This window comes from Novosphingobium arvoryzae (genome assembly GCF_014652615.1).
Lineage (GTDB): Bacteria > Pseudomonadota > Alphaproteobacteria > Sphingomonadales > Sphingomonadaceae > Novosphingobium > Novosphingobium arvoryzae.
The window spans coordinates 494269-515669 of the sequence record NZ_BMZD01000002.1 but is presented as its reverse complement, the minus strand read 5'-3'; the positions used below and the strand labels follow the sequence as shown (position 1 = coordinate 515669).

General features: G+C 60.2%; 24 protein-coding genes. 10 read left to right on the top strand and 14 right to left on the bottom strand.

All coding sequences use genetic code 11. From position 1 onward, the window contains the following. From IE113_RS05835 to IE113_RS05810, 6 genes are read left to right on the top strand one after another with little or no spacing between them, the layout of a single operon-like run. On the top strand, window positions 1–747 hold the full coding sequence (locus tag IE113_RS05835; protein ID WP_189539471.1) for a hypothetical protein: 747 nt from the start codon (window positions 1–3) through the stop codon (window positions 745–747). Further along, window positions 744–983, top strand: a complete 240-nt coding sequence (locus IE113_RS05830) for a J domain-containing protein (RefSeq protein WP_229822154.1) — start codon at window positions 744–746, stop codon at window positions 981–983. Before IE113_RS05835 ends, IE113_RS05830 begins: the two co-directional genes overlap by 4 nt. Beyond that, on the top strand, window positions 980–2083 hold the full coding sequence (locus IE113_RS05825) for a HesA/MoeB/ThiF family protein (protein ID WP_189539470.1): 1104 nt from the start codon (window positions 980–982) through the stop codon (window positions 2081–2083). Before IE113_RS05830 ends, IE113_RS05825 begins: the two co-directional genes overlap by 4 nt. Further along, window positions 2080–2334, top strand: coding sequence for a hypothetical protein (locus tag IE113_RS05820; RefSeq protein ID WP_189539469.1), 255 nt, complete (start codon window positions 2080–2082; stop codon window positions 2332–2334). The genes IE113_RS05825 and IE113_RS05820 overlap by 4 nt, the downstream gene beginning before the upstream one ends. A gap of 3 nt (window positions 2335–2337) precedes the next feature. Continuing rightward, window positions 2338–2976: a ubiquitin-conjugating enzyme E2 gene (locus IE113_RS16440; RefSeq protein ID WP_189539468.1), complete on the top strand. Its 639-nt coding sequence runs from the start codon at window positions 2338–2340 to the stop codon at window positions 2974–2976. Next, window positions 2937–3521: a M67 family metallopeptidase gene (locus IE113_RS05810; protein WP_229822153.1), complete on the top strand. Its 585-nt coding sequence runs from the start codon at window positions 2937–2939 to the stop codon at window positions 3519–3521. Before IE113_RS16440 ends, IE113_RS05810 begins: the two co-directional genes overlap by 40 nt. 204 nt (window positions 3522–3725) lie before the next feature. Here IE113_RS05810 and IE113_RS05805 read toward each other — a convergent pair whose 3' ends face one another. Together IE113_RS05805 and IE113_RS05800 are read right to left on the bottom strand one after the other, a co-directional pair. After that, window positions 3726–5066 (bottom strand): hypothetical protein, encoded by a 1341-nt coding sequence (locus tag IE113_RS05805; protein ID WP_189539466.1) that lies wholly within the window; start codon window positions 5064–5066, stop codon window positions 3726–3728. An 86-nt stretch (window positions 5067–5152) separates the two neighbouring features. After that, window positions 5153–6961: a hypothetical protein gene (locus IE113_RS05800; protein WP_189539465.1), complete on the bottom strand. Its 1809-nt coding sequence runs from the start codon at window positions 6959–6961 to the stop codon at window positions 5153–5155. Window positions 6962–7135: 174 nt separating this feature from the next. Here IE113_RS05800 and IE113_RS05795 point away from each other — a divergent pair, with 174 nt between their 5' ends. Further along, window positions 7136–7903 carry a hypothetical protein gene (locus IE113_RS05795; protein ID WP_189539464.1) on the top strand — a complete coding sequence of 256 codons (768 nt, stop codon included), beginning with the start codon at window positions 7136–7138 and terminating at the stop codon, window positions 7901–7903. Between the two features lie 114 nt (window positions 7904–8017). Beyond that, on the top strand, window positions 8018–8212 hold the full coding sequence (locus tag IE113_RS05790; protein WP_189539463.1) for an H-NS family nucleoid-associated regulatory protein: 195 nt from the start codon (window positions 8018–8020) through the stop codon (window positions 8210–8212). 152 nt (window positions 8213–8364) lie between these two features. Here the strand turns inward: IE113_RS05790 and IE113_RS05785 are convergent, their stop codons facing one another. Further along, a complete protein-coding gene (locus tag IE113_RS05785; protein WP_189539462.1) occupies window positions 8365–8736 on the bottom strand; it encodes an arsenate reductase in 372 nt (123 codons plus the stop codon). A gap of 267 nt (window positions 8737–9003) precedes the next feature. Next, entirely contained in the window at window positions 9004–9315 is a 312-nt protein-coding gene (locus IE113_RS05780) for an antibiotic biosynthesis monooxygenase family protein (protein WP_189539461.1), read from the bottom strand. 60 nt (window positions 9316–9375) lie between these two features. Between IE113_RS05780 and aroC the strand changes: the two genes are divergently transcribed. Beyond that, window positions 9376–10443, top strand: coding sequence for a chorismate synthase (gene aroC, locus IE113_RS05775; RefSeq protein ID WP_189539460.1), 1068 nt, complete (start codon window positions 9376–9378; stop codon window positions 10441–10443). Between the two features lie 27 nt (window positions 10444–10470). Here the strand turns inward: aroC and pheT are convergent, their stop codons facing one another. The 10 genes from pheT to ligM all read right to left on the bottom strand — a co-directional run bounded on the left by pheT (window position 10471) and on the right by ligM (window position 20334). Next, on the bottom strand, window positions 10471–12864 hold the full coding sequence (gene pheT / locus IE113_RS05770) for a phenylalanine--tRNA ligase subunit beta (protein WP_189539459.1): 2394 nt from the start codon (window positions 12862–12864) through the stop codon (window positions 10471–10473). A 15-nt stretch (window positions 12865–12879) separates the two neighbouring features. After that, entirely contained in the window at window positions 12880–13995 is a 1116-nt protein-coding gene (pheS, locus tag IE113_RS05765) for a phenylalanine--tRNA ligase subunit alpha (RefSeq protein WP_189539458.1), read from the bottom strand. A 99-nt stretch (window positions 13996–14094) separates the two neighbouring features. Next, the gene (locus IE113_RS05760; RefSeq protein WP_189539457.1) at window positions 14095–14901 is read right to left on the bottom strand and encodes an AraC family transcriptional regulator; all 807 of its coding nucleotides are present in this window, start codon (window positions 14899–14901) and stop codon (window positions 14095–14097) included. A 193-nt stretch (window positions 14902–15094) separates the two neighbouring features. Continuing rightward, window positions 15095–15979, bottom strand: coding sequence for a helix-turn-helix domain-containing protein (locus IE113_RS05755; protein WP_189539456.1), 885 nt, complete (start codon window positions 15977–15979; stop codon window positions 15095–15097). A 174-nt stretch (window positions 15980–16153) separates the two neighbouring features. After that, window positions 16154–16516, bottom strand: coding sequence for a 50S ribosomal protein L20 (gene rplT, locus IE113_RS05750; protein ID WP_189539455.1), 363 nt, complete (start codon window positions 16514–16516; stop codon window positions 16154–16156). A gap of 13 nt (window positions 16517–16529) precedes the next feature. After that, on the bottom strand, window positions 16530–16733 hold the full coding sequence (rpmI, locus tag IE113_RS05745) for a 50S ribosomal protein L35 (protein ID WP_189539454.1): 204 nt from the start codon (window positions 16731–16733) through the stop codon (window positions 16530–16532). A gap of 123 nt (window positions 16734–16856) precedes the next feature. Beyond that, a complete protein-coding gene (locus IE113_RS05740) occupies window positions 16857–17291 on the bottom strand; it encodes a gamma-glutamylcyclotransferase family protein (protein ID WP_189539453.1) in 435 nt (144 codons plus the stop codon). An 11-nt stretch (window positions 17292–17302) separates the two neighbouring features. Continuing rightward, window positions 17303–17986, bottom strand: a complete 684-nt coding sequence (locus tag IE113_RS05735; RefSeq protein ID WP_189539452.1) for an alpha/beta fold hydrolase — start codon at window positions 17984–17986, stop codon at window positions 17303–17305. After that, window positions 17983–18858 (bottom strand): methylenetetrahydrofolate reductase, encoded by an 876-nt coding sequence (locus IE113_RS05730; protein ID WP_189539451.1) that lies wholly within the window; start codon window positions 18856–18858, stop codon window positions 17983–17985. Before IE113_RS05730 ends, IE113_RS05735 begins: the two co-directional genes overlap by 4 nt. A gap of 75 nt (window positions 18859–18933) precedes the next feature. Continuing rightward, window positions 18934–20334 carry a vanillate/3-O-methylgallate O-demethylase gene (gene ligM / locus IE113_RS05725; RefSeq protein ID WP_189539450.1) on the bottom strand — a complete coding sequence of 467 codons (1401 nt, stop codon included), beginning with the start codon at window positions 20332–20334 and terminating at the stop codon, window positions 18934–18936. A gap of 157 nt (window positions 20335–20491) precedes the next feature. On the opposite strand from ligM, the gene purU reads away from it, so the two are divergent. Next, the gene (gene purU, locus IE113_RS05720) at window positions 20492–21346 is read left to right on the top strand and encodes a formyltetrahydrofolate deformylase (protein WP_189539449.1); all 855 of its coding nucleotides are present in this window, start codon (window positions 20492–20494) and stop codon (window positions 21344–21346) included. Window positions 21347–21401: the final 55 nt, after the last annotated feature.

The window sequence follows — 21401 nt, the reverse complement described above, 5'->3', positions numbered from 1 at the left end:
TTGGAAACACTGCTTATCCTTGGCGGTATAATTTTCGTTTTTTGGCTCATCGGCCAAATGGGCGGAGGCTCATCAAATTCTCGAACAAACGGCAGCAGCGCACCGCCTATCCGAAAAGAGCCAGAGCGACCCAAAGACGTTTATCGCCCGAAGCAGTCTCCTACTGCGGGCTCTCGTATAAAATTCAATGAAGTCGCTGGAAATCGTAATGATGGACCTATCGATCTAGTCGGCCTGCATGATGCCTTCACGGGAGAGGCGCTAAATAAGGCCCTAGGACTTTACCAATGCACATCGTGCAAGGTCTATTATCACACTGAAAGCTTCCAGGTTCTTCGTCAGGAAAATAGCTCGCAATGCGTTGCATGTGGGTCTAGCTCGATCGTCTCGATTACGGCTGGGCAACAAGGTGTAGGCGGCGGGCGCGACTATAACCCTGAAGTCATAACACTCGCGAACTTCAGATCGCATTTCAACAGAGTGGTGACATTCGAAGGGGCAGTTAGAAGTGTCAAAGTGAGCCGTCGTGGTACAGATTACGCCGTTATGTTTGAAAACGCTGTATGGGCTAAGGGTCTGAAATTAGTGTTCTTCAAGGGTAGCGTAGGAGCCGTTGGCGGACCCTCGTTTATCAAAAGTCTTGCAGGTTCAACCGTAAAGGTTCGCGGTTTGCTCGTGAACCATCCAAGTTTTGGCCCACAGATTATCATAACCCAGCGCAACATGATCTTGGAGGTGCGCCGGTGAGGTGGAAAAATCTGGATAGTGGATTTCAAAGTCGATTGGAGGTATTTGCTGCCCTCACTCCCCATGAGGTTTTGGGTGTAGAAGTCGGCGCTAGCAATGCTGACATAAGGCGCTCTTATCTTAAGCTAATCAAGGCTTACCATCCTGACCGAGCAGATGCGTTTATGGCCAAGCATAACGAGGAAATGCTGAAAATAATCAATTTAGCATATGACAAGCTTAGAGAGCTGAAATGACCGAACGTTATCTTCGCCACGATATGATCGATTGGTTCGACCAAGCTAAGGTCAGCCAGTCGAAGGCCATTGTGATTGGGGCCGGCGCTGTCGGAAACGAAGTTATTAAAAACCTAGTTCTGCTCGGGATAGGTCAAATCCACGTATTCGATTTCGATCTTATTGAGATACACAATCTCACCAGAAGCGTCTTGTTCCGTGAGGAGGATGTCGGAGAACCTAAAGCTAAAGTGGCATGCGAGCGGGCAAGGCAGCTTGATCCTAATGTAAGCATCACTTTCACGTATGGCGATTTCTGGGATGAACTCTCCCTATCTCAAATCAGGAATTTTGATGCCGTCTATTGCTGTGTTGATAACTTCGAAGCTCGCATAAGGAGCAATCTGCTATGCAGGCTGGCTGGTGTGGACTTGATTAATGTCGGGATCGACAGCAGAGCATGTGTGGTTGAGGTGTTCCCCCTTAGCGCAGGGGCGCATGTAGCATGCTACGAATGCCACCTTCCTCATAGCGTCTATCAGCGGCTTTCGCAGAGATATTCCTGTGGACACCTTAAGAAGGTTTCGTTCATCGAGAAGAAGATACCGACAACGATAGTGACATCATCCATTGCCGCCAGTTTTGCCTGCTCTGAGGGCCTACGCCTTGCAATTGAAGGCGAGGCCAAAGAGGCCGCTAGGATATTCGTAGATACGATAAATGGTACATCCAACAAGATAACAATGGATAAGAATGCCGAATGCGCTTGCTGCGCCCACATATCTGGGAAAGTGAACATATTCCCTGCTCAGCCGTCAATTTCAGAAGATATAAAAGGCTTGGATCAGGCAATGCAGCTTATTGCAAGTGATCCAATTTTGGTGGGTTATCGGATAGGCGAAGCCTACAAGTCGGTGTTCCGCAGGGCCTCTGACTTTAACAGCGATTTCCCGGCACAGGTCTCCGACGATCCGGGCGCTGTCGATCTTGATATCCGAGATAGCTTTACGCCCGACGAACTAGTGAGTGCCGCTGGCGGTATGCCCATGCCATGCAAGTTCGTTATGGCGAATGTCGACGATTGCACGTTGGTTCTTGAATTTGTGAGGGAAGAGATATGAGTGAAGTTACTGTGATCATCAGAACTGCTGATCAAACTCGCAAAGCAGAGGTCACCATGGCCCGAACGAGTGTTGGCGGTGACATAATCCAAGCCGCTGTAGATAACTGGGCGCTACCGTCCGATACAGACTATACCCTCGTCAACACGTCTTCAGGCAAGGCAATCTCACCCTCGCAAGCTCTAAGCGAAGAACTTGTACAGAATGGCCAAATCCTTGAGGTGCAGCCCGTGTTGGTTGCAGGATGCTGATCCATGAATGCGCATGACCAAAGGCGAATGCAGGATATACAGAAGCTAGAGCAGCTACAAAAATCCTCTCAAGGCCTGTTACAACTAGCCAATGTTAAAGGCAGCCCTCCTTCAGAGGTCGAGGTACACTTCAATTTGAAAGTTGCCCCCTCTGAACGTTACCCAAAAGAAATCGGCAAGTTGACAAAGTGTGTCATCTCACTTCCAGCACGATATCCGTTCGTGGAACCATCCGTAACGATAACAACGCCGATCCTTCATCCTAACGTATATACCTCTGGTCGAATATGCCTTGGCCTGAAATGGCTACCATCCTTTGGTATGGACCTTCTGGTGAAGCGAATTGCGCAAATTATTACCTATGATCCCACGGTGCTTAATGAGGCATCTCCTGCAAACTCGAATGCGGTATCATGGTATCGCAAGGCAAGAGCGACCAATCCGGCTGCTTTCCCAACCGACCGGGTCAACTGGGATGCGGGCGAAAAGGCAGCAAGTATAAGCTGGAAGTCTATTCCGTCAGAGCCGCTCAAGTCGATTATCAAGTGTCCAAATTGCGCAGCATCCTTGTCTGTCCCATCAGGCAAGACGCTAGATGTTAAGTGCCCAAAGTGCGCAACTGGGTTCAGGATACAATCCTAATGCGCTGGACGGAGAAGAAGCCCGATTTTATGCCGGCAGACATCGAGGCCGGCTTCCGCTCGATGGGCTTCCTTGAGTGTCTTTACGTACTTAACAAGTTCCGTTCAAAGCCTGTAATTGTGTTGCAAAGATCCGTAATTGATGATGTCAATGAGCATCTCGAAAAGCGCAATGTGGAGATGGGCGGGTTACTACTGGGTAGAGTCTTCCAAGATGAAGATTGTCCTTCTGATTTCTTTGTAACAGTGGAGAAAGGTGTTCAATCCAGCACCTTCTCATCGACGAGCGTATCGTTGGAAATGTCGGCAGATGTTTGGGATGCTGCTCGTGAGCAAGGTGTAGAGGGGCAATACGTAGTAGGCTGGTATCACAGCCACCCGAACCTCGGTGCTTTTTTCAGCGGAACGGACCGTCATACGCAACGATCATTTTTCAACCACCGGCACTCCATTGGATTAGTGATCGATCCTATCCGGAATGAGCGCAAATTCTTTATGGGGCCGGAAAGTGAAGAGCTACCTGTCGAGCACATAGTCCAGCTTTGATTTCATCTACATTCGAATAAGGGTCCGTTGCACTTTCAACGTGGAATAAGGATGGCATGGTGCCAAAGGTAACAAAACACCATGCCATCAAGGTGGCTGCACGTAGGCAAAACCGTGCAGCTAGGTTGTTATGTTATGGTTCAGTAGGCACGGTCCTCGTCACCGCTGTCGGGCAGCTTGCCGTGGCGAAGGTTGGCGCAGGAGTTAGAACAACTCGTCCCAATAGCGCCCGCTGTCGCCATCATCGAAGTCTTGAGAATGGCGCAGCCGGTTGAAGGTCGTGTCCTTGTACCGTTCCAGCGTGGCCATCTGACCCGACTTGAAAATCTCGTCGATCACCTCGACCGCAGAGCCCTCGGGGCGACCATACTGAAACTTGTTGTTGATCGTCGCGATGTCGAAAAAGCGGTTTGCCGTTGCAATCGCCCAGCACAATGCACCGAGGTTGTGGTGTGCCAGCAGGACTTCGCTGAGCCGGTCACGGAACAAGCTGCTCGTCAGCGAGCCGGTGACGCAATAGTCGCCCATGACCATCTTGTTACCAATCGGGCTGGGCCACGGCCACGGAAGCGGACTGTCACGAAACTGCTTGTTCTCAGGAACATCGACAGCACCCATGACCATCCGACCCGGCTCGAACGTGGGCAGCGTCATCATCTGATTGAAGCGCAGGCTCCGCCATGGGGTGCTGGTATCGTAGGAGATGCGGATGTCGTAACCCGTGCGCTTCTTGAGAGTGCGCTGCAACGCCGTCAGCAGCACAGCGGTGTCGAGCTCATTCGTCCCCAGCACATGAATGTGGGTCGTGTGTTCCAGCTCACCATCATGCCACATGATGAGCAGGCGGCGACAAAGCTCGTAGAAATTGTGCCGCAGGCGGCCCGCAAACGCCCAGCCTTCAAACTTGTACTGCTTCACAGTTTTGTACCAGATATCGGCTTCAGCAGGCGTGTTCCCTTGCAGCACATTCAGGAAGCGAACCTTTCCCGGCGTGCGATTGCGATGGAAGTAGCGAAGATGCTCCATCGTGGCAGACAGGCATTCGTCGGTCGACTTGAAACGGTACTTCGTAGGGTTCTTCACGACAGGGCCTGTCGGAACGTCCAGCGTCATCGAGATGTCGGCATTGGCCTCGATCCAGTCCAGAACCTTCTTGCGGTCACTGTCATCCTCAATCGGGAACTTATCGCTGGCAATCTGGTAGCCGCCGCTGTCGCAGATGACCAAGGTGTTTTCGCGATCACGCTGCGAGATGATGCACGGCTTCTTCTGCTTCATCGCCTGACCAGCCGAGGTCATGACGTGCGAAATGCGGAACAGCTTGTTGGCAGGATCGAGGAAGTTGAGATCGGCTGCCGTCACTCCTTTGGGAAGGGCACGGCCCCAGTACGTTGCATTGATGATCCCATCATAGATCATCTGTGCGTGGGAAGGGCTCACAGATGGCACGTAGATGGCCTGATCTTTGGGCGTGATGTCGTTTTCAATGTGGTTTGCGTACCGGGGAAACGGCCAAGCGGCATCGTTATGGATTTCACGGTCCATTTTAGGTCTCCAGAATTTGGGTAAATCAAGTTTTCAGGTGATGTTGGGATGCCGACTGGCAGCATCCCAACAGGGTCAGTTCACGCCTAGATGAGGCAGGAAAGCACGGTCAGGCAGCGATCCTTGAGCCCGCCCTTTTCATTCACAGTCGGCAGGTAGATTTCGTACTCACCGAACTTGTCCGACCAGCGCACCATCAGCAGGCCGTTGGGGTCAGCCTTCATGACAAAGCTGTCAGTGTTCTGTTCCGCCAGAAGCTTGAACAGGTCGGCAATGTCGCGGGGCCGCAGTGCCAGCGTGACCATCGGCTGCTCTTCTGCCCCAAGCGGTACAAGATACGACTTATGCTTGGCGTGCGCGAAGCTCAGGCTGAGCCCGTTGTAGGACAGCGTGATGGGCAGGAAGGTCTTGTCCTCGTCCTTCTTCGCCTTCTGCCAATTTCCGATGTAAGCTTCATAGATGCTCTGCACCGCCGTCTTGCGCAGCTCGGTGGTGAACTTGGCATTGAAGCTTTCGATGCAGACAGGCTGGTGCTTCTCCTTGGAGGCAAGCGTCCAGCAGAAGCGAGGCTCCTTTTCGCACTGCTCCACTGCCTTCCCGTTCGGCACGATCTGCCAGATCAGGGGCGCATCCTCAGTCCCGGCAATCGCCGTCATACCGAACATGATGCGATCCCCGATGCTGCTGACCTGCTTGGCGAGGTCCTTACCCGTCTTGGTGACAGTATCGTCTTCGCGGCGCTCCGTGGGCAGCATCAGGAACTGACCGGACGGGATCGGGCCGATGTCAATTTCGGGCTTCGGTCGGGCAATGATCACCGCCGACGTATCGGTGTAGCGGGCGGAAACCTGCACGAAGGTGCCACGTTCGTCATCGCGCAGCACGTAAGTGCGAGCCACCTTGAGATGTTCACCAGAGCTGGTGCCGTCGGCAGTGTAGATGCTCTTCTTACCGTCGCGCACCATCGTGCCGATTTCGCAGACCTTGGCCGCAAACTCAGCAAACGGGTTGAGGCCGCCAAGCACGTCAGTGTCGACCTTAAGAACCAGCGACTTGGCTTCGTTCTCAGATGCTTCCAGTTCGCCGTAGATTGCGACCTGATCATCGACCTTGCGGCCAATCAGGAACACATAGCCATCGCGGGCAAACTTCGGGACATAGTTGAGGTCCGCGACGGGCACGGCATGGGAGATGGCCTTCTTGATAGCCGAGACCTTCTCGTTGCGCTTGGCATCCGCTTCGGCGTCGCTGCCCGCCGCGTTGGCGTCCTTGTTGTTTGCGCTGATGCTGTTTTCCGGTGCGTTGCCACGGGCAATGTCGAGCGCAGCCTCAAACCCGCCTGCCTTCTTGAGCAACGCAATGATTGCATCTTCGGTCATGCTGTCGAGCTGGTCACGGTGCTCGTGGATGTATTCCAGCACCTTGGCATAGCGCGAAACATTCGAGGCATCCGCAGCGCGGTCGAACTCGAACACGAACTTGACCACAATCGTGAACGGGCTTGCGCCTTCGCGGGCTTCGGCCTTGACCTTGGCAGCCTTGCCCCAGTCCTCCTTGGAATAGCCGAGATAAACCTCAATCTTGGCGAATTCCTCGGCGGAAATGTCCTTGCTGTCGTCTGCGAGATAGGCAGCGACGCGAGCTTCGAGATCGGGGAGGGCGTTGTTGAAGCGGTCAACTTCGGCGTTGTAGTCGTCCAACTTCGCGTCAAACCATGCGCGGGCAAAATCTTCGGCAGCTTCGGAAGCCGCGAAGTGCCAGAGCAGGTAGCAGTTTGCAGCGGATTCCATTGCCGCCGTCTTGTACAGCTTGTAAGCAGACTGAGCCTTGCTCACAAAGGCGTTGAGCTTGGCAGCGTCAATGTCGGTTTCGAGGATTTCATTTGCGATATTCATGATGTGTTTCCCTTCGTCAGAAAGCGTGTCACTCGGATCACGCATCAGCTTTGCTTGAGCTGACGGGGAGACCATCTATGAGAGAGATGAGGGCTCTGGAAGCAATCCTTACCCCGGCTCTTGGGCAATTCCCATGAGAGGGGGGACAAAGTTGGTAGGGCGGGAGCTGCCTTGATGTTGGACGATAAAAACTCTTGCTGTCAGTATATTACGCCCTTTGACATCGGAAAAACTGACCCGGGGAGGCCGAGCAACAAAAGGCCATTGGCGAATGCGCCAAAAGGCGAACCTTACTCAGCTAACATCTACTACTACTGGTACCACTTCCTCATCCTGTATGTGCGCCACCGCAATGCAGCCAAGGCCGCGCCGTCCCCGAACACGGCAGAAATCCTCATCGATTTTGGCATCGTGGCGGAGGAAGGTTTCGAGGATTGGTGGAAGCGTAAAGGTCGCTGGCTCTTTAGCGATATGTTTGAGACTGAAGCGAAGCCGACAACAAACCTGACCCGAGAGCAGATTGCCGACCTCAAGGACGGCATAGCCTTCTTCTTTCCGTTTGATGGCAATCTTCCGGACATGCTCAAGCAGGCTGAACAGGCGTTTAAGGCTGCTCGGCTAACCTATTATGACCGCCGTCCTGATATGCGCAGAAAGTACGAGCTTGCGACTCGGCACTATGATCTTGAAGGGCTTTACAACAAGCTCATCATCTATGACGCGGTGATGAAAGCACCTTTGACGGATAGCTTTGAGAAAATTTTTCTAACGATACACAGCGATCTTATTTTGCAGAGGTCTCTCAAGCACATGAATTCGAAAGATATTTCGAATTTCATGACCGAGCATTTTGATGGAGCATGTCGTTTGATCTATCATCTCGCTCGCGGAAAATTCCCTGTCTACGCGAAGCCGCAAGGCAAATATAACCCGCGCAAATGACGCTCGTCAGCACATCATTTCGTGCGCTGACCTCAAGGTCATTGTCCATATCAGCCCCTGACCATACAATGGGAATGGTCAGGTCCAAATCCACAACACCTTAAGGAACTCAAGATGAGCAAACTTGCTGAGCTAATGGCCAAGAAGGCCGAGCTGGAAAAGCAGATTGAGGCTGCCAAGCAAGCCGAGCAGGCCGATGCCATCAAGCAGATTGTCGATTTGGCCAAGAGCTATGGGATTTCCTACGCAGACCTGAAGCCGCACATGACCCGTCGCCGCAAGCGCCGTGCTGTTATGGACGCAAGCTGATAACGGCTCAATAGGCTGGCGCTGTAGCCTACGATTTTAAGCGTCGTACAGTGCCCGCACCAACTGCCCGCTACTCACGTAGCGGGCTCCGTCGTTTAGCCGCCTTGCGGACCCGCAAAGCGCGGAAATGACGCGAGAGGAATGGCCTGCCGCTAGCGTAGGACTTCTGTTCCTGCTGACACCAGCTCAGCAGCATACACGTCAGGCTTGAAGCCGACGATACGGCGTCCTCCTAAATCGAGCACGGGCCGTTTGATCATCGAGGGGTTGGCCAGCATCAGCGCAATAGCCTTGCCTGTATCGATGTTCTGCTTGTCTGCATCCGGCAATGCGCGAAAAGTTGTCCCAGCACGGTTCAGCAAAACTTCCCATCCAAGCTCCGTGACCCATGCTTGCAGCAGGGCCGGATCGGCGCCTGATTTTTTGTAGTCATGGAAGTCGAAGGCGATGCCCTCTGCGCTGAGCCATGCCTTAGCCCGCTTGATCGTGTCGCAATTCGCGATACCAAACATTCTCAGAGTCATCAGTGTTCACCCTCGCTGCGCTGTGCGCACAACCATACAGACTGTATCTTTAACTGCCACATACCCGTCCACCAGATTGGCAGGTTGAGCCCCTCACAGACGCTGCATGCCGCCAAAAAATCTTGCGAAACTCAACATGTTAGCGATTTTTACGGCGTACTTCCCAATTGCACTTTCAAAATACATCAATTAAATCAATGCCTTGGCGTTTTACGTGTACAACTATCTTGTCTAGCTCGCAGTTGGGGATGCCATAGACGGTGACGGTCACGATTGCGGCCTCTCGAAGTGGTGGGTGCGGGGGTTGTCGCAGGTGTAGAGCGTATAGTCCTGATAGTATTCGGCCCGCCCGCGCGATTGGGTGGCGCTGTGGTCCGGGTGGCTGCCCCACGCGCGGGCGGCTTCGGCGCTGGCCCATTCTGACAGGGCGATCACCTCGCCATCTTCGGCGGTATAGCCCTTGAACGAGACGAAGCCCGGCTGGGCGCGGGCGAGCGCCTCCATCCGGGCGGCATCGGCGGAATACGCGGCGGCATCGATGTCGGCGCGCTTGCGGTTGCGAAAGACGACGAGGAACATCTGCGCGGCTTAGCGGGGCCGCGCTTGCGCCGTCCACCGTTTTTGGCCAAAGCGGCGTCCATGTCCGTCAACACCTTTGGCCGCCTGTTCCGTTTCACCACCTGGGGCGAAAGCCACGGGCCGGCGCTGGGCGCCGTGGTCGATGGGTGCCCGCCGGGGCTGGCCATCGACGAAAGCGTGATCCAGCCGTTCCTCGATGCGCGGCGGCCGGGTCAGTCGAAGTTCACGACCCAGCGGCAGGAACCGGACGCGGTCAGGATTCTGTCCGGCGTGTTCGAAGGCAAGACGACCGGCACGCCGATATCGCTGATGATCGAGAATGTCGATCAGCGGTCGAAAGACTATTCCGACGTCGCCAAGGCCTATCGTCCCGGCCACGCGGACTATGCCTATGACGCGAAATACGGTTTCCGCGATTATCGCGGCGGCGGGCGGTCCAGCGCGCGGGAAACGGCGGCGCGGGTCGCGGCGGGGGCGGTCGCGCGGCTGGTGATCCCGGAAGTGACGATCCTGGCCTATGTCTCCGAGATCGGTGGCGATGCGATCGACATGGCGAACTTCGACGCCAGTGAAATCCGCAACAATCCATTCTTCTGCCCCGATGCGGCAGCGGCGAAGCGCTGGGAAAAGATCGTGGACGATGCGCGGCTGGCCGGATCGTCGGTCGGCGCGGTGGTCGAATGCGTGGCCACCGGCGTTCCCGCCGGATGGGGCGCACCGCTCTATGCTAAGCTCGATTCCGAACTCGCGAGCGCGATGATGGGGATCAACGCGGTCAAGGGCGTGGAAATCGGCGACGGCTTCGCTGCCGCGCGCCTGACGGGCGAGCAGAACGCCGATCCGATGCGCCCGGCCGAGGGCGGCCCAGCATTTCTCGCCAATCACGCGGGCGGCATCGCGGGCGGGATTTCCACCGGGCAGCCGGTGGTCGTGCGCGTGGCGTTCAAGCCGACTAGCTCGATCCTGACCCCGCAGCAGACCATCACCCCGGATGGCCAGGCGGCGGAAATGTTCACCAAGGGCCGCCACGACCCCTGCGTCGGCATTCGCGGCGTGCCGGTGGTCGAAGCGATGATGGCGCTGGTCCTGGCCGACCAGAAGCTGCTCCACCGGGGGCAGGTGGGCTGAGCCACCGCCCCCGGCGAAACTCGATCCTTACCCCCGCAGCACCGCGCCGAGCTTGGCGGCCGCGGCCGTGACGCGCTCGGCAATCGCCTTGAGGTCGGCTTCGGTATAGCTCTTGTCGCCCGGTTGCAGTGTGACTTCGACTGCCAGCGATTTCTGGCCTTCGGGCACACCAGCCCCGCGGAAGTCATCGAACAGGCGGACGGCGACGATGTTGGCCTTGTCCGCGCCCTTGACGGTGCGGACAAGGTCGCCCGCCGGCAGTGCGGCATTGACGAGGAACGCGAAGTCACGCGTCACCGATTGCAGCGCGGGCGGGGCATAGGCGCTGCGCGCGAAAGTCGCCGCACCGCGCTTGCCCGGGATGGCCTCTAGGAACAGTTCCACCGCCGCCACCGGCACGCCGATGTCGAACTGCTTCAGCGTGGCGGGATGCAGCATCCCGAACCGCGCCAGCACTGTCTTCGGCCCCAGTCGCAGCGTGCCGGACTGGCCCGGATGGAACTGCGGACCGGCTTCGCCCATCACTTGCAGGTTATCGACCGGCGCGCCCGCTTCGGCCAGCAAGGCCAGTGCCTCGGCCTTGGCGTCGAACGCGTCGAAGGGCTGGGCCTTGCCCGTCGCCCAGCCGCGCGCGGTCTTTTCGCCCGCCAGCACCGCGCCCAGCGTCAGGCGTTCATCGCTGTGGCCCGCATCGCCGCGCAAGTAGCGACGACCGAGTTCGAACAGGCGCAGACTGGCCGCGCCGCGATCAACATTGCGGCGCACGGCCGAGAGCAGCCCCGGCAGCAGCGAGGGGCGCATGGCCTTCATGTCTTCGCTGATCGGGTTGGCCAGCACCCACAGGCCGCCGTTGCCGGTGGCGAAGGCTTCGGCTTCGGGGACCGGCAGGAACGACCAGGTGACGGCTTCGTTCAGACCGCGCGCGGCAGCGGCGCGGCGGACGCGGCGTTCCAGCTTTTGCGCGGGGGTCGCGGTCGGGCGGGCAACGCCATCGGCGCGGGGCAGGGCGACGCTGTCGACATTGTCGATGCCGTGGATACGCACCACTTCCTCGACGATGTCAGCGGCGCCGTCCACGTCAGGGCGCCAGGTCGGGATCGTCACGTTCCATGCGTCGTCGGCGATGAAGCCCAGCGCTGCCAGCGTTGCGCGCTGGGTGTTGTCCGGGATCGTGACGCCGCCCAGCCACAGTGAGCGGGCCGGATCATAGGCCACCACCTTGGGCGTGGTCGGCGGTGTCCCCGCGCGGACGACTTCGGAAGCTTCGCCGCCGCAGATTTCCAGGATCAGGGCAGTCAGCAGGTCCAGTCCGGCATCCAGAAACGCCGGATCGACCCCGCGTTCGAACCGCTGGCGTGCATCCGACGTCAGATTCAGCTTGCGGCCGGTGTCGCCGATCCGCGCGGAGTTGAAGTAGGCTACTTCCAGCAGGACGTCGGTGGTCGTGTCCGAACAGCCCGAATGCTCTCCGCCCATGATCCCGGCGATGTCGTGGACCCCGGCATCGTCGGCGATCACGGTCATTTCGCTGTCGAGCGTGTATTCCTTGCCGTTCAGCGCCAGCACCGTTTCGCCGTCCACTGCGCGGCGGGCGAAGATCGCGCCAGTCAGCTTGGCAAGGTCATAGGCGTGCGCAGGGCGGCCATAGGCGAGCATGACGTAGTTGGTGATGTCCACCAGCGCCGAGATCGGGCGCTGACCGGCACTCAGCAGGCGTGCCTGCATCCACTCCGGGGAGGGGCCGTTCTTCACGCCCCGGATGACGCGGCCGTAGAACGCCGGGCAGCCATCCGGATCGTCGGTGCGGATTTCGGTCGGGCAGGGGAAGCTGCCGGGGGTGGCCTTGGCCGGAACCGGCTTCAGCGTGCCAAGGCCAGCTGCCGCAAGGTCACGCGCGATGCCGTAAACGCCCATGCAGTCCGGGCGGTTGGGCGTGATGGCCACGTCGAACACCGGGTCGCTGCCGTGGTATTCGGCAAAGGCCGTGCCGATCGGTGCGTCGGCGGGCAGCTCGATGATCCCGTCGTGATCCTCGCCCAGTTCCAGTTCGCGGGTGGAGCACATCATCCCGTTGGATTCGACGCCCCGGATCGCGGACTTCTTCAGTTCCATGCCATTGGCGGGCACGACCGCGCCCGGCAGGCCCAGCACGCCGACCAGTCCGGCGCGCGCGTTCGGCGCACCGCAGACGACCTGCAACGGGTTGCCATCCCCCAGGTCCACCGACAGCACCTGCAGCTTGTCGGCATCGGGGTGGCGGGCGGCGGTCAGCACCTTGGCGATGCGGAAGCCCACCAGCTTCGCAGCGGGGTCCTCCACCCCTTCGACCTCAAGCCCGATGGCGTTGAGCTTCGCGGCGATTTCCTCCACCGAAGCGGTGGTGTCGAGGTGATCCTTGAGCCAGGAGAGCGAGAATTTCATCGGTCGTCCTCCCGCTTATGCCGGCGTGCCGACGCCAGCCGACAGGGTCGGCACGTCAAGCGCGGAGAAGCCATAGTGGGCGAGCCAGCGGGCATCGCCATCGAAGAACGCACGCAAATCATCCATCCCGTATTTGAGCATCGCAATCCGGTCCACGCCGATGCCAAAGGCAAAGCCCTGCCATTCGTCCGGGTCCAGCCCGCCCGCACGGATCACGTGGTGGTTGACCATCCCGCTGCCCAGCAGCTCCATCCAGCCGTGCCCCGGCGCGTCGCCGCTGCCGCCCAGCACGCGTTTTCCATTCACGATGGCAAAGCCGACGTCCACCTCCACCGAAGGCTCGGTGAACGGGAAATAGCTGGGGCGCAGGCGCAGGACGATGTCGTCGCGTTCAAAGAACGCCTTCAGGAAGGTTTCCAGCGTCCACTTCAGGTGGCCCAGGTGAATGCCCTTGTCGATCACCAGCCCTTCGACCTGGTGGAACATCGGGGTGTGGGTGGCGTCGCTGTCAGAACGATAGACCCGGCCCGGCGCGATGATCCGGATCGGCGCGCCGCCGGGGTTCGCCTTCACCACGTCCAGCATGGTGCGGATCTGCACCGGGCTGGTGTGGGTGCGCAGCAGCATCGAACGATCCTGCGCATCCTTGTCCGGGAAATAGAAGGTGTCGTGCATCGCGCGGGCCGGGTGGCTTTCCGGAATGTTGAGCGCGGTGAAGTTGTGCCAGTCGTCCTCGATCTCCGGCCCGGTGGCGACGGCAAAGCCCATGTCGGCGAAGATTTCAGCCAGCTCGTCCAGCACCTGGCTGACCGGGTGGACGGTGCCGCGCGGCGCGGCAGGGGCGGGCAGGGTCAGGTCGACGCTTTCGCTGGCGAGGCGGGCTTCCAGCGCGGCGCTTTCCATCGCCGCCTTGCGCGTGGCCAGCGCGCTGGTTGCACCCTCGCGCAGCGCCTGGATCTGCGGGCCGACCGTCTGGCGCTCTTCCGGCGACATCCCGCCCAGCGTCTTCAGCAGGCCGGAGATCGAGCCCTGCTTGCCCAGCAGTTCGACCCGCAGCTTTTCCAGCGCGTCCAGATCGGCCGCATCGGCAATGCGCGCCAGCGCCTGTTCAAGGGTTGCTGCGTAATCCACGTTCGATCGTCCCGCCTGAATGCCAAGATTGAGCCTGCGCCTTTAGCCATGCGGCGCGGCTGGTCCAACTGCTTTTGCGCAGGGGGTGGGCGTTTTGCTTCAGGCGGCGTTGGCCGGGGCGTCCACGCTGCTGGGCAGCGTTCCATCGGGTCGGTCGGTCGTCTGCACTGCCGAGCCGTGGACCCGCATGCGTTCCTGCATGAAGCGTTCCAGGATCGGGTGCGGGCGCGCGGCATATTCGCGCGGGGTGGTGCCCATGAACTCGCGGAAGTCGCGCACGAACTGGGCCTGGTCGTGGTAATGGCTGTCGATCGCGCCGATCCATTTCAACGACGGATCCAGCATGTATTGCGTCAGGCTGCGCATGAAGCGCTGGCGCCGCAGCAGCACTTTGGGTGAAAAGCCGAAGGCGCGGGCGCAGACCCGTTCGATCGTCCGCTGGCCCATGCCGACCTTGTCCACCAGGTCGCGCACCGTGCCGATCGCGGGATCGACGATTGCGGCATGAATCCGCGAGATCCGTTCCGAATCAACGGGCTTTGCAGGCGGGAACTTGCGGAAAAACGCCACGATCCGGGCCAGTTCCGCTTCTTCGCTGGGCTCCCCCTGAAAGATCGTGTCGGCCAGTGGCCGGAACGGTTCGCAATCCGGGTGGGTTTGACCGCAAGTCAGCGAATTGGCGCAGATCACCGCGGCGCGGGGCATGAACCGGGCCCAGCCCATGGGGAGCAGGCCGATGCCCCACATGCGCGTGGCGGGGATCTCGAAATTGATCGCCCGGGAAGTCGGCCCGGTCACCACCATGCTGGAACCCTTCAGCACAGGCCCGCCTTCGACCCACGCTGTTGGCGTCCCCCCGGAAAACACGCGCAGATTGGCCCATTCCGGCTGCAATGCGTCATTCACCGTCGCCCCGTGAGGCAGGGTAATATTGGTGTAATAGAACGTCGTGAAGTAGCGGCGTAGATCCTCTGGTGGTGAATAGAACCGAACATCGACAGCAATTTGCGATAACACAGAAGCAAGCCCTAATTATCGCGACCAATTAAAGCATTACGCAGAGTGTCTTGAATGGCAAGCGCGTTAACGGCGCGGCCATTCACGGTGCGTGCAGAATTTGAACGGCCGCCCCGGCCGCAGCTGCCCTGGCGCGGGCGGCGGCGCGCAGCACCGGGTGTTCACGGGCGGCGTACTGGCTGGGGCTCATGCCCATGAAGCGTTTGAAATCACGCACGAAATGGGCCTGGTCGACATATTGCCAATCCAGCGTGCTGATCCAGGTCAGCGAAGGGTCCAGCATGAATTGCGCCAGACTGCGCAGGAACCGCTGGCGGCGCAGCAGCAGCTTGGGAGAAAAGCCGAAAGCCCGCAGGGAAAGCCGTTCGAGCGACCGGGCGGACATGCCCAGCCGCTCGGCCAGTTCGCCGACCGAGCCGATTTCATGATCCATCAGGGCTGCGTGGGCCGCGCGAATGCGCGCTTCATCCTCCGCCGGGGGGTGCTTTGCCAGTAGCGACAGCAGAAACGCGTCAATCCGCGCCGCTTCCCCCGCCGGGTCGGGTGCCCCGGCATAGAGTTGGCCGGCCAGCGGCCTGAATGCGGCAAACGCGGCGGATGTGCTGCCGTCGCAGTAGCGGTCTGCCAGATCGGCGGCCGGTCCCTGGCAGAACCGTGCCCAGCCCAGCGGCTGGATGCCGATGCCCCAATTGCGGAAAGGGCCGGAAACGAAGTGTCCCGCCAGGCTGGTCGGCCCGGTCGCGATCATGTCGGGCGCGCGGGCGAGGGAGTCGGACCCGACGGCGGCGCGCATGTTCGCGCTTTGGGGGAAGCGGACGTTGGCCCATTCGGGGTGAAGCCAGTCCTCCACTTCTTCCGTTTCGGGAACTTTTACTTCGGTCAGGTAATAGGTTGTAAAATAAGGGGCTAATTCCGGCGACGGCATGAAAAAGCGCACCGTAACGGCATCGCCGGTTACCTGCTTCATCATCGGAAATGCCCCTTTGAACCCACCCGGCGCGCAAGTTGACCGGTTAACAGCAGGTAAAGACTGCCGCAGTTCCCAAAAACGGGCAAGTGCTTGTGTGAAGAAGCAAAAAGAAAGGGCGCGTCAGGAAAGTCCTGACGCGCCCTGATCTTGTACCGAAGCTGGTTGACCGGATCAGGCGGCGGGCAGAGCTGCCTTGGCCTGAGCGATCACGGCGCTGAACACGCCGCCTTCGTTCATGGCCAGGTCGGCCATGGTCTTGCGGTCCAGTTCGATCCCGGCCAGCTTGGTGCCGTGGATGAACTGCGAATAGGTCAGGCCTTCAGCGCGGACAGCCGCGTTGATGCGCTGGATCCACAGAGCGCGGAAGCTCCGCTTCTTAACCTTGCGGTCGCGATACGCATACTGGCCAGCCTTTTCGACGGCCTGACGCGCGACGCGGATCGTGTTCTTCCGGCGACCGCGGTAACCCTTGGCCTGTTCCAGAATGTTCTTGTGCTTGGCGCGGGTGGTAACACCCCTTTTGACACGTGCCATACTTCAGTACTCCTCAGTTCAGCCCGTAGGGCGCCCACTTCTTGATCGTCTTCGCATCTGCGTCAGAGATCGTGTCGGTGCGGCGATGCTGGCGGATGTACTTGGCGTTGTGGCTGATCAGGCGGTGACGCTTGCCAACCGCGCCGTGCTTAATCTTGCCGGTTGCGGTGAGCTTGAAGCGCTTCTTCACGCCGCTCTTCGTCTTGAGCTTGGGCATTTCAGTCTCCTTGTTCAGGGACACGTCCAATCCGCCCTGGCAGCCCTTGAAAGCCAGGCGGACCATCGAAACCGTGTCTGTGAAGAGCGGGCCCCTAGTGGCGAATCGCCGGGAAAGCAAGCGCTAACCGCCGTGCGCACCCCGGAATTGCGGCATTCCCCGGCTGGCCAGCCATTCCTGGAAATCACCCGAGGCGATCGGCACTGCCCCGGCAGGCAGCGCGCGGTTCCAGACATAGGCTTGCGCGGTGCCACCACCGGTCAATTCCAGTTCCTGCCGGAGATAAAGCGAGGCGGCGGGGTTTGCCGGATCGAAATCCTCATACCCGTCCATACTGGCAAGATCGGCCGCGCTGAATCCCGGCCGCGCGGCATAGACCTTGCCGTGTACCAGCCCGTCGCCCGCGAGCAGCGCGGGAAACCAGCCCAGCGCATCGGGGATGGCATGGAGCGCACCGCGCACCGTGGCCGGGCCAAGTGGCTCCAGCAGGGCGTGGATCGCCTGGGCGACGGGGTTGTCGCTGCCGTCCAGCAGGGTGCCGTAAAAGAAGAAGCGCATCGTGCGCGGGATTAGCGCGCGGGGGTGCTCAGGCCCAGCACGATCTGCTGCAGGCGTTCCGGCTCATCCGCCATCACATCGTGCCCGCCGCCCACTTCGTGGAGTTCCCAGTTGCCCTGAGCGATCACCTGGTTGCGGAACCGGGTGAAGGGGGTGGGGTTGTAGCCGGTGGCGTAGACATAGACGTGGCGGGGGATCTTCGCTTCCTCACCGGTGAAATGCACCGGCTCGGTCAGGGTCAGCAGCGGGTGGCGGCCATAGCCTGGCTTCCCGCGCGATGGCGGAAAGGGCAGGACCAGCCCCGGCGCGTCCTTTTGCGCCTCGATGTAATAGTCATGCTCCCATTGGCCGGTAATGTCCCACAGGGATTGGCCATCGGCGGGCAGGAACGCATCGATATAACAGATCGCGTCGATCCGCCCGCCCAGCCGGGTGGCGACGCCGGTGATGACCATCCCGCCCCATGAATGGCCGCACAGCACGAACCGGTCAAACCCGGCATCGGCAATCTGCGCAGTCACGTCGTCGATGTGGGTGGTCAGCGTGATCGCCGGATTGAGCTCTGCCGCGCGGGTGCCAAGGCCCGTCAGTTGCGCCACCAGCACGCGGTGGCCGTGTGTCGTCAACTCGCGCGCCAGCCGGTCATAGGCCCAGCCGCCGCCCCACGCCCCGTGGACCAGGACGTAGTCGGTCAAAGGCCGTGCTTCCGGTTATAGGCGGCGATCCATTCCACGGTCTTCACCATGCCGCCGAAGGGATAGAAGTGCAGCCGCACCCGGCCGTGTTCGCCCGACAGCCCGCGCGCGAACGCGTCGACCAGCTTGTCCGGTCCGGCGCTGCCGATCAGGTTGGTGAGCGAGATGCCGTATTTCTTCATCACGCTGGCCGATGCGCCCACGCCGCAGCGCGCGGCAAAGCGCAGCAGGGCCTTGATGCTGGCGGGGCCGGGCACCCCGATCCGCACCGGCACGTCCAGCCCGCGCATGCGCAGCTGCTTCAGCCAGGTGAGGAAGGCATCGGGATCGAACCCGAACTGGGTGACCACCAGCGGCGCCATGCCGCGCGATTCGATCGCGCGGACCTTGCTTTCCAGCACGTACCAGCATTGCTGCTCGGTCATGTTGGGATGCCCTTCGGGGTGGCCACCAACGCCGATGGCCTTGATGCCCGCGCGCTCGAACGCGCCAGTCGCGATCAGGGCGGAGGTGTCGAAATAGGGGCCCTGCGGTTCCGGCGGGTCGCCCGCGACGATGAAGCAGCGGGTCACCCCCGCGCGTTCGACCACGGCTTTCAGGTAACCCTCGAAATCGTCTTCGGAGGTGATGCGCCGCGCGGAGAAGTGCGGCATCGGTTCAAACCCCAGTTCGCGCACGGCGACCGTGGCGGCGATGCGGGCTTCGGCTTCTTCGCCGGGCAGGAACGTGACGGCGACGGGGGTGTCGGCCGGAATCAGCGGCGCGGCCTCGCGCAGCGATTCGATGTCCTTGGCGGTCATTTCCAGGCTGAAGCCGTCGGTGATTCCGGCGGGGGCCTTGTCCCAGTTGGGGTGAATCAGCGGTTTCGCCATCAGTGCTTCCTCTTGAAAAGCCAGCGGCAGCCCGCGCGCCATTGCGGCGCCGCGGGCTGCCCGGCCTGATTGGCCTCAGCGGCCGGTGCGCCAGCCTTCGGCGTAGTTTTCACGCGCCACGCGGCTGTAGGGCACGGGGCTGACGATGCAGCGCACCTCGATCTGCTTGTGCGGTTCGACGGTGGTCTTGCGGGTGCCGCCGTTCTCTTCGCCCCACACAACGCGCAGTTCGGTGCCGACCGGGATTTCCGGATCGATGGTGGCCAGCGAAAGCGCCTGCTTTTCGTTGTAGGAGAAGCCGGTGAACATCGACAGGCCGACCGTCTTGCCGCCCGCATCGACCACGCGGTCGTAGTTGGACGAGGCATAGTTCGCGAGCGGCACGTCGAAGAACTTGTAGGCTTCGCCGTCCGGGTTGAACATCGACGCCATGATCTTGGCCATGTCTTCCGGGTTCCAGGCCAGCGTCACCTTCTTGCGCTGCTCGGCCGGGTTCAGCGCTTCGAGCGCTTCGCGGCCGTGGAAGTCATGGTCGAACTTCACGAAGCCGCCGTAACCCAGTTCCCACGGGTTGAGGTAATAGTCCTCGATGTTGTCCGACACGAACGAACCGCCGATCGAGCCGGTCGCTTCATACGAATCGGCGGCCAGCCACTCGCGGAAGCCCTTCAGCTTTTCGCCGGTGTAGATCGCGGGGAGCGGCGAGGGGATCCAGCCCGATTCCAGCGTGTTCGAGGGGTAAGCGCGGCTGCCGCAGGCGATCAGGCCGAATTCCTTGCCCGCTTCGAGGATCGCGGCGCGGATTTCTTCCTGCTCGGCATAGGGGCCCCAGATTTCCAGGCCCGGCGCGCCCGACATCCCGTGGCGCAGGGTGCGCACGGTCTTGCCGGCGATGTTCATCGTGCTCATGTTGAAGAACTTGAGCTGTTCCAGCGGGCCGCCGTGCAGCTTTTCGATCACGGCCCAGGCGTTGGGGCCCTGGATCTGGAAGCGCCATTCCTTGCGGGTGACGGGCTTGCCCATCGGGCGCATCGGCGAACGGTCGTCCAGCTCGATTTCGACGTCATAGCCGCCGGTCGCGCCGTGATAGCGCAGCCAGTTGCTGGCGGGGGCGCGGCCGACGTAGGTGAAGCTTTCCTCTTCTTCCCAGAAGATGATGCCATCGCCGATCACGTGGCCATAGGGGGTGGTCGGGACGTACTGCTTGGCCTTGTTGACCGTCCAGCCCTTGGTGCTGTTGACCATGGTGTCGGACAGCAGCTTCAGCGCGTCCTTGCCGCGGATGTACAGGTTCACCATGTGGTGCGACTGGTCGAACAGCACGGCGCTGTGCTGCCAGGCCCACTGTTCGCTGCGCCAGTTGGAAAATTCCGGCGCGACCACGGGATAGACATAGGCACCCAGCTGCGAGTTGCGCAGCATGTCGACGATGTTGCCCTGTTCGTTCAGAAGCTGCTCAAGATTGGTGGCGGCCATGTGCCCCTACTCCCTCTCCAGTTGAAATCCGGTTGGCGCATTGCGGTGTGCAATTTTGCCGTTTGCAATTTTGTATGCACTGCATACTATATTTTGCTATCGGTGCAAACGAAAAGCGGAGCGGCTATGGCGCTGCGCCACAATGGGAGACTTGCTGATGGCCGAGGTCCAGATCCTCACCCTGTCCTGCTGCGACCGTGCCGGGATCACCGCGCGCGTTACCGGTTATCTGTTTGAAAACGGAGGAAATATTCTGGAGGCGCAGCAGTTCAACGATCAGGACAGCGGCCACTTCTTCATGCGCGTGGCGTTCGATCCGGGCAGCGCGGACATGGGCGCGATTCGCGCCGGGTTCGAACCGCTGGCCACGGAATACGGCATGACCTGGAACCTGCGGGGCAAGGATACCCCGCGCAAGGTGGTGCTGATGGTCAGCAAGTTCGACCACTGCCTGGGCGACCTGCTCTATCGCAACCGCATCGGTGAGCTGAACATGGACGTGGTCGCCATCATCGGCAACCATCCCAAGGAAGCGCTGTCGATCTCGCTGCTGGGGGACGTGCCCTATTATCACTTCCCGATCACCAAAGACACCAAGCCGCAGCAGGAAGCGCAGATCAAGCAGGTGGTCACCGACACCGGGGCCGAACTGGTCGTGCTGGCGCGCTACATGCAGATCCTGTCGGACGATCTGGCCGCGTTCCTCTCGGGCCGCTGCATCAACATCCACCACAGCTTCCTGCCGGGCTTCAAGGGCGCGAAGCCCTATCACCAGGCCCATGCGCGCGGGGTGAAGATGATCGGCGCGACGGCGCACTATGTGACGGCAGACCTCGATGAAGGGCCGATCATCCACCAGGACGTCGAAGCGATCAGCCACGCCGACCGTCCGGACGACCTTGTCCGCAAGGGCCGTGACATCGAACGCCGCGTGCTGGCTGAAGCGGTGCGCCTGCATCTCGACGACCGCGTCCTGCTGAACAAGGACAAGACGGTGGTGTTCCGCAGCTGATTTGATGCGGCGTCCGGCCTGCGTTACACGCAGGCCTCACGCGGCTCCAGCCCGC

What these genes read in the sequence shown, in the direction of transcription:
- IE113_RS05825 (WP_189539470.1), top strand. Translation starts at nt 980, where the DNA reads ATGACCGAACGTTATCTTCGCCACGATATGATCGATTGGTTCGACCAA.
- IE113_RS05820 (WP_189539469.1), top strand. Translation starts at nt 2,080, where the DNA reads ATGAGTGAAGTTACTGTGATCATCAGAACTGCTGATCAAACTCGCAAA.
- IE113_RS16440 (WP_189539468.1), top strand. Translation starts at nt 2,338, where the DNA reads ATGAATGCGCATGACCAAAGGCGAATGCAGGATATACAGAAGCTAGAG.
- IE113_RS05805 (WP_189539466.1), bottom strand. Translation starts at nt 5,066, where the DNA reads ATGGACCGTGAAATCCATAACGATGCCGCTTGGCCGTTTCCCCGGTAC.
- IE113_RS05800 (WP_189539465.1), bottom strand. Translation starts at nt 6,961, where the DNA reads ATGAATATCGCAAATGAAATCCTCGAAACCGACATTGACGCTGCCAAG.
- IE113_RS05795 (WP_189539464.1), top strand. Translation starts at nt 7,136, where the DNA reads ATGTTGGACGATAAAAACTCTTGCTGTCAGTATATTACGCCCTTTGAC.
- IE113_RS05790 (WP_189539463.1), top strand. Translation starts at nt 8,018, where the DNA reads ATGAGCAAACTTGCTGAGCTAATGGCCAAGAAGGCCGAGCTGGAAAAG.
- IE113_RS05785 (WP_189539462.1), bottom strand. Translation starts at nt 8,736, where the DNA reads ATGACTCTGAGAATGTTTGGTATCGCGAATTGCGACACGATCAAGCGG.
- IE113_RS05780 (WP_189539461.1), bottom strand. Translation starts at nt 9,315, where the DNA reads ATGTTCCTCGTCGTCTTTCGCAACCGCAAGCGCGCCGACATCGATGCC.
- aroC (WP_189539460.1), top strand. Translation starts at nt 9,376, where the DNA reads ATGTCCGTCAACACCTTTGGCCGCCTGTTCCGTTTCACCACCTGGGGC.
- pheT (WP_189539459.1), bottom strand. Translation starts at nt 12,864, where the DNA reads ATGAAATTCTCGCTCTCCTGGCTCAAGGATCACCTCGACACCACCGCT.
- IE113_RS05755 (WP_189539456.1), bottom strand. Translation starts at nt 15,979, where the DNA reads ATGAAGCAGGTAACCGGCGATGCCGTTACGGTGCGCTTTTTCATGCCG.
- rplT (WP_189539455.1), bottom strand. Translation starts at nt 16,516, where the DNA reads ATGGCACGTGTCAAAAGGGGTGTTACCACCCGCGCCAAGCACAAGAAC.
- rpmI (WP_189539454.1), bottom strand. Translation starts at nt 16,733, where the DNA reads ATGCCCAAGCTCAAGACGAAGAGCGGCGTGAAGAAGCGCTTCAAGCTC.
- IE113_RS05740 (WP_189539453.1), bottom strand. Translation starts at nt 17,291, where the DNA reads ATGCGCTTCTTCTTTTACGGCACCCTGCTGGACGGCAGCGACAACCCC.
- IE113_RS05730 (WP_189539451.1), bottom strand. Translation starts at nt 18,858, where the DNA reads ATGGCGAAACCGCTGATTCACCCCAACTGGGACAAGGCCCCCGCCGGA.
- ligM (WP_189539450.1), bottom strand. Translation starts at nt 20,334, where the DNA reads ATGGCCGCCACCAATCTTGAGCAGCTTCTGAACGAACAGGGCAACATC.
- purU (WP_189539449.1), top strand. Translation starts at nt 20,492, where the DNA reads ATGGCCGAGGTCCAGATCCTCACCCTGTCCTGCTGCGACCGTGCCGGG.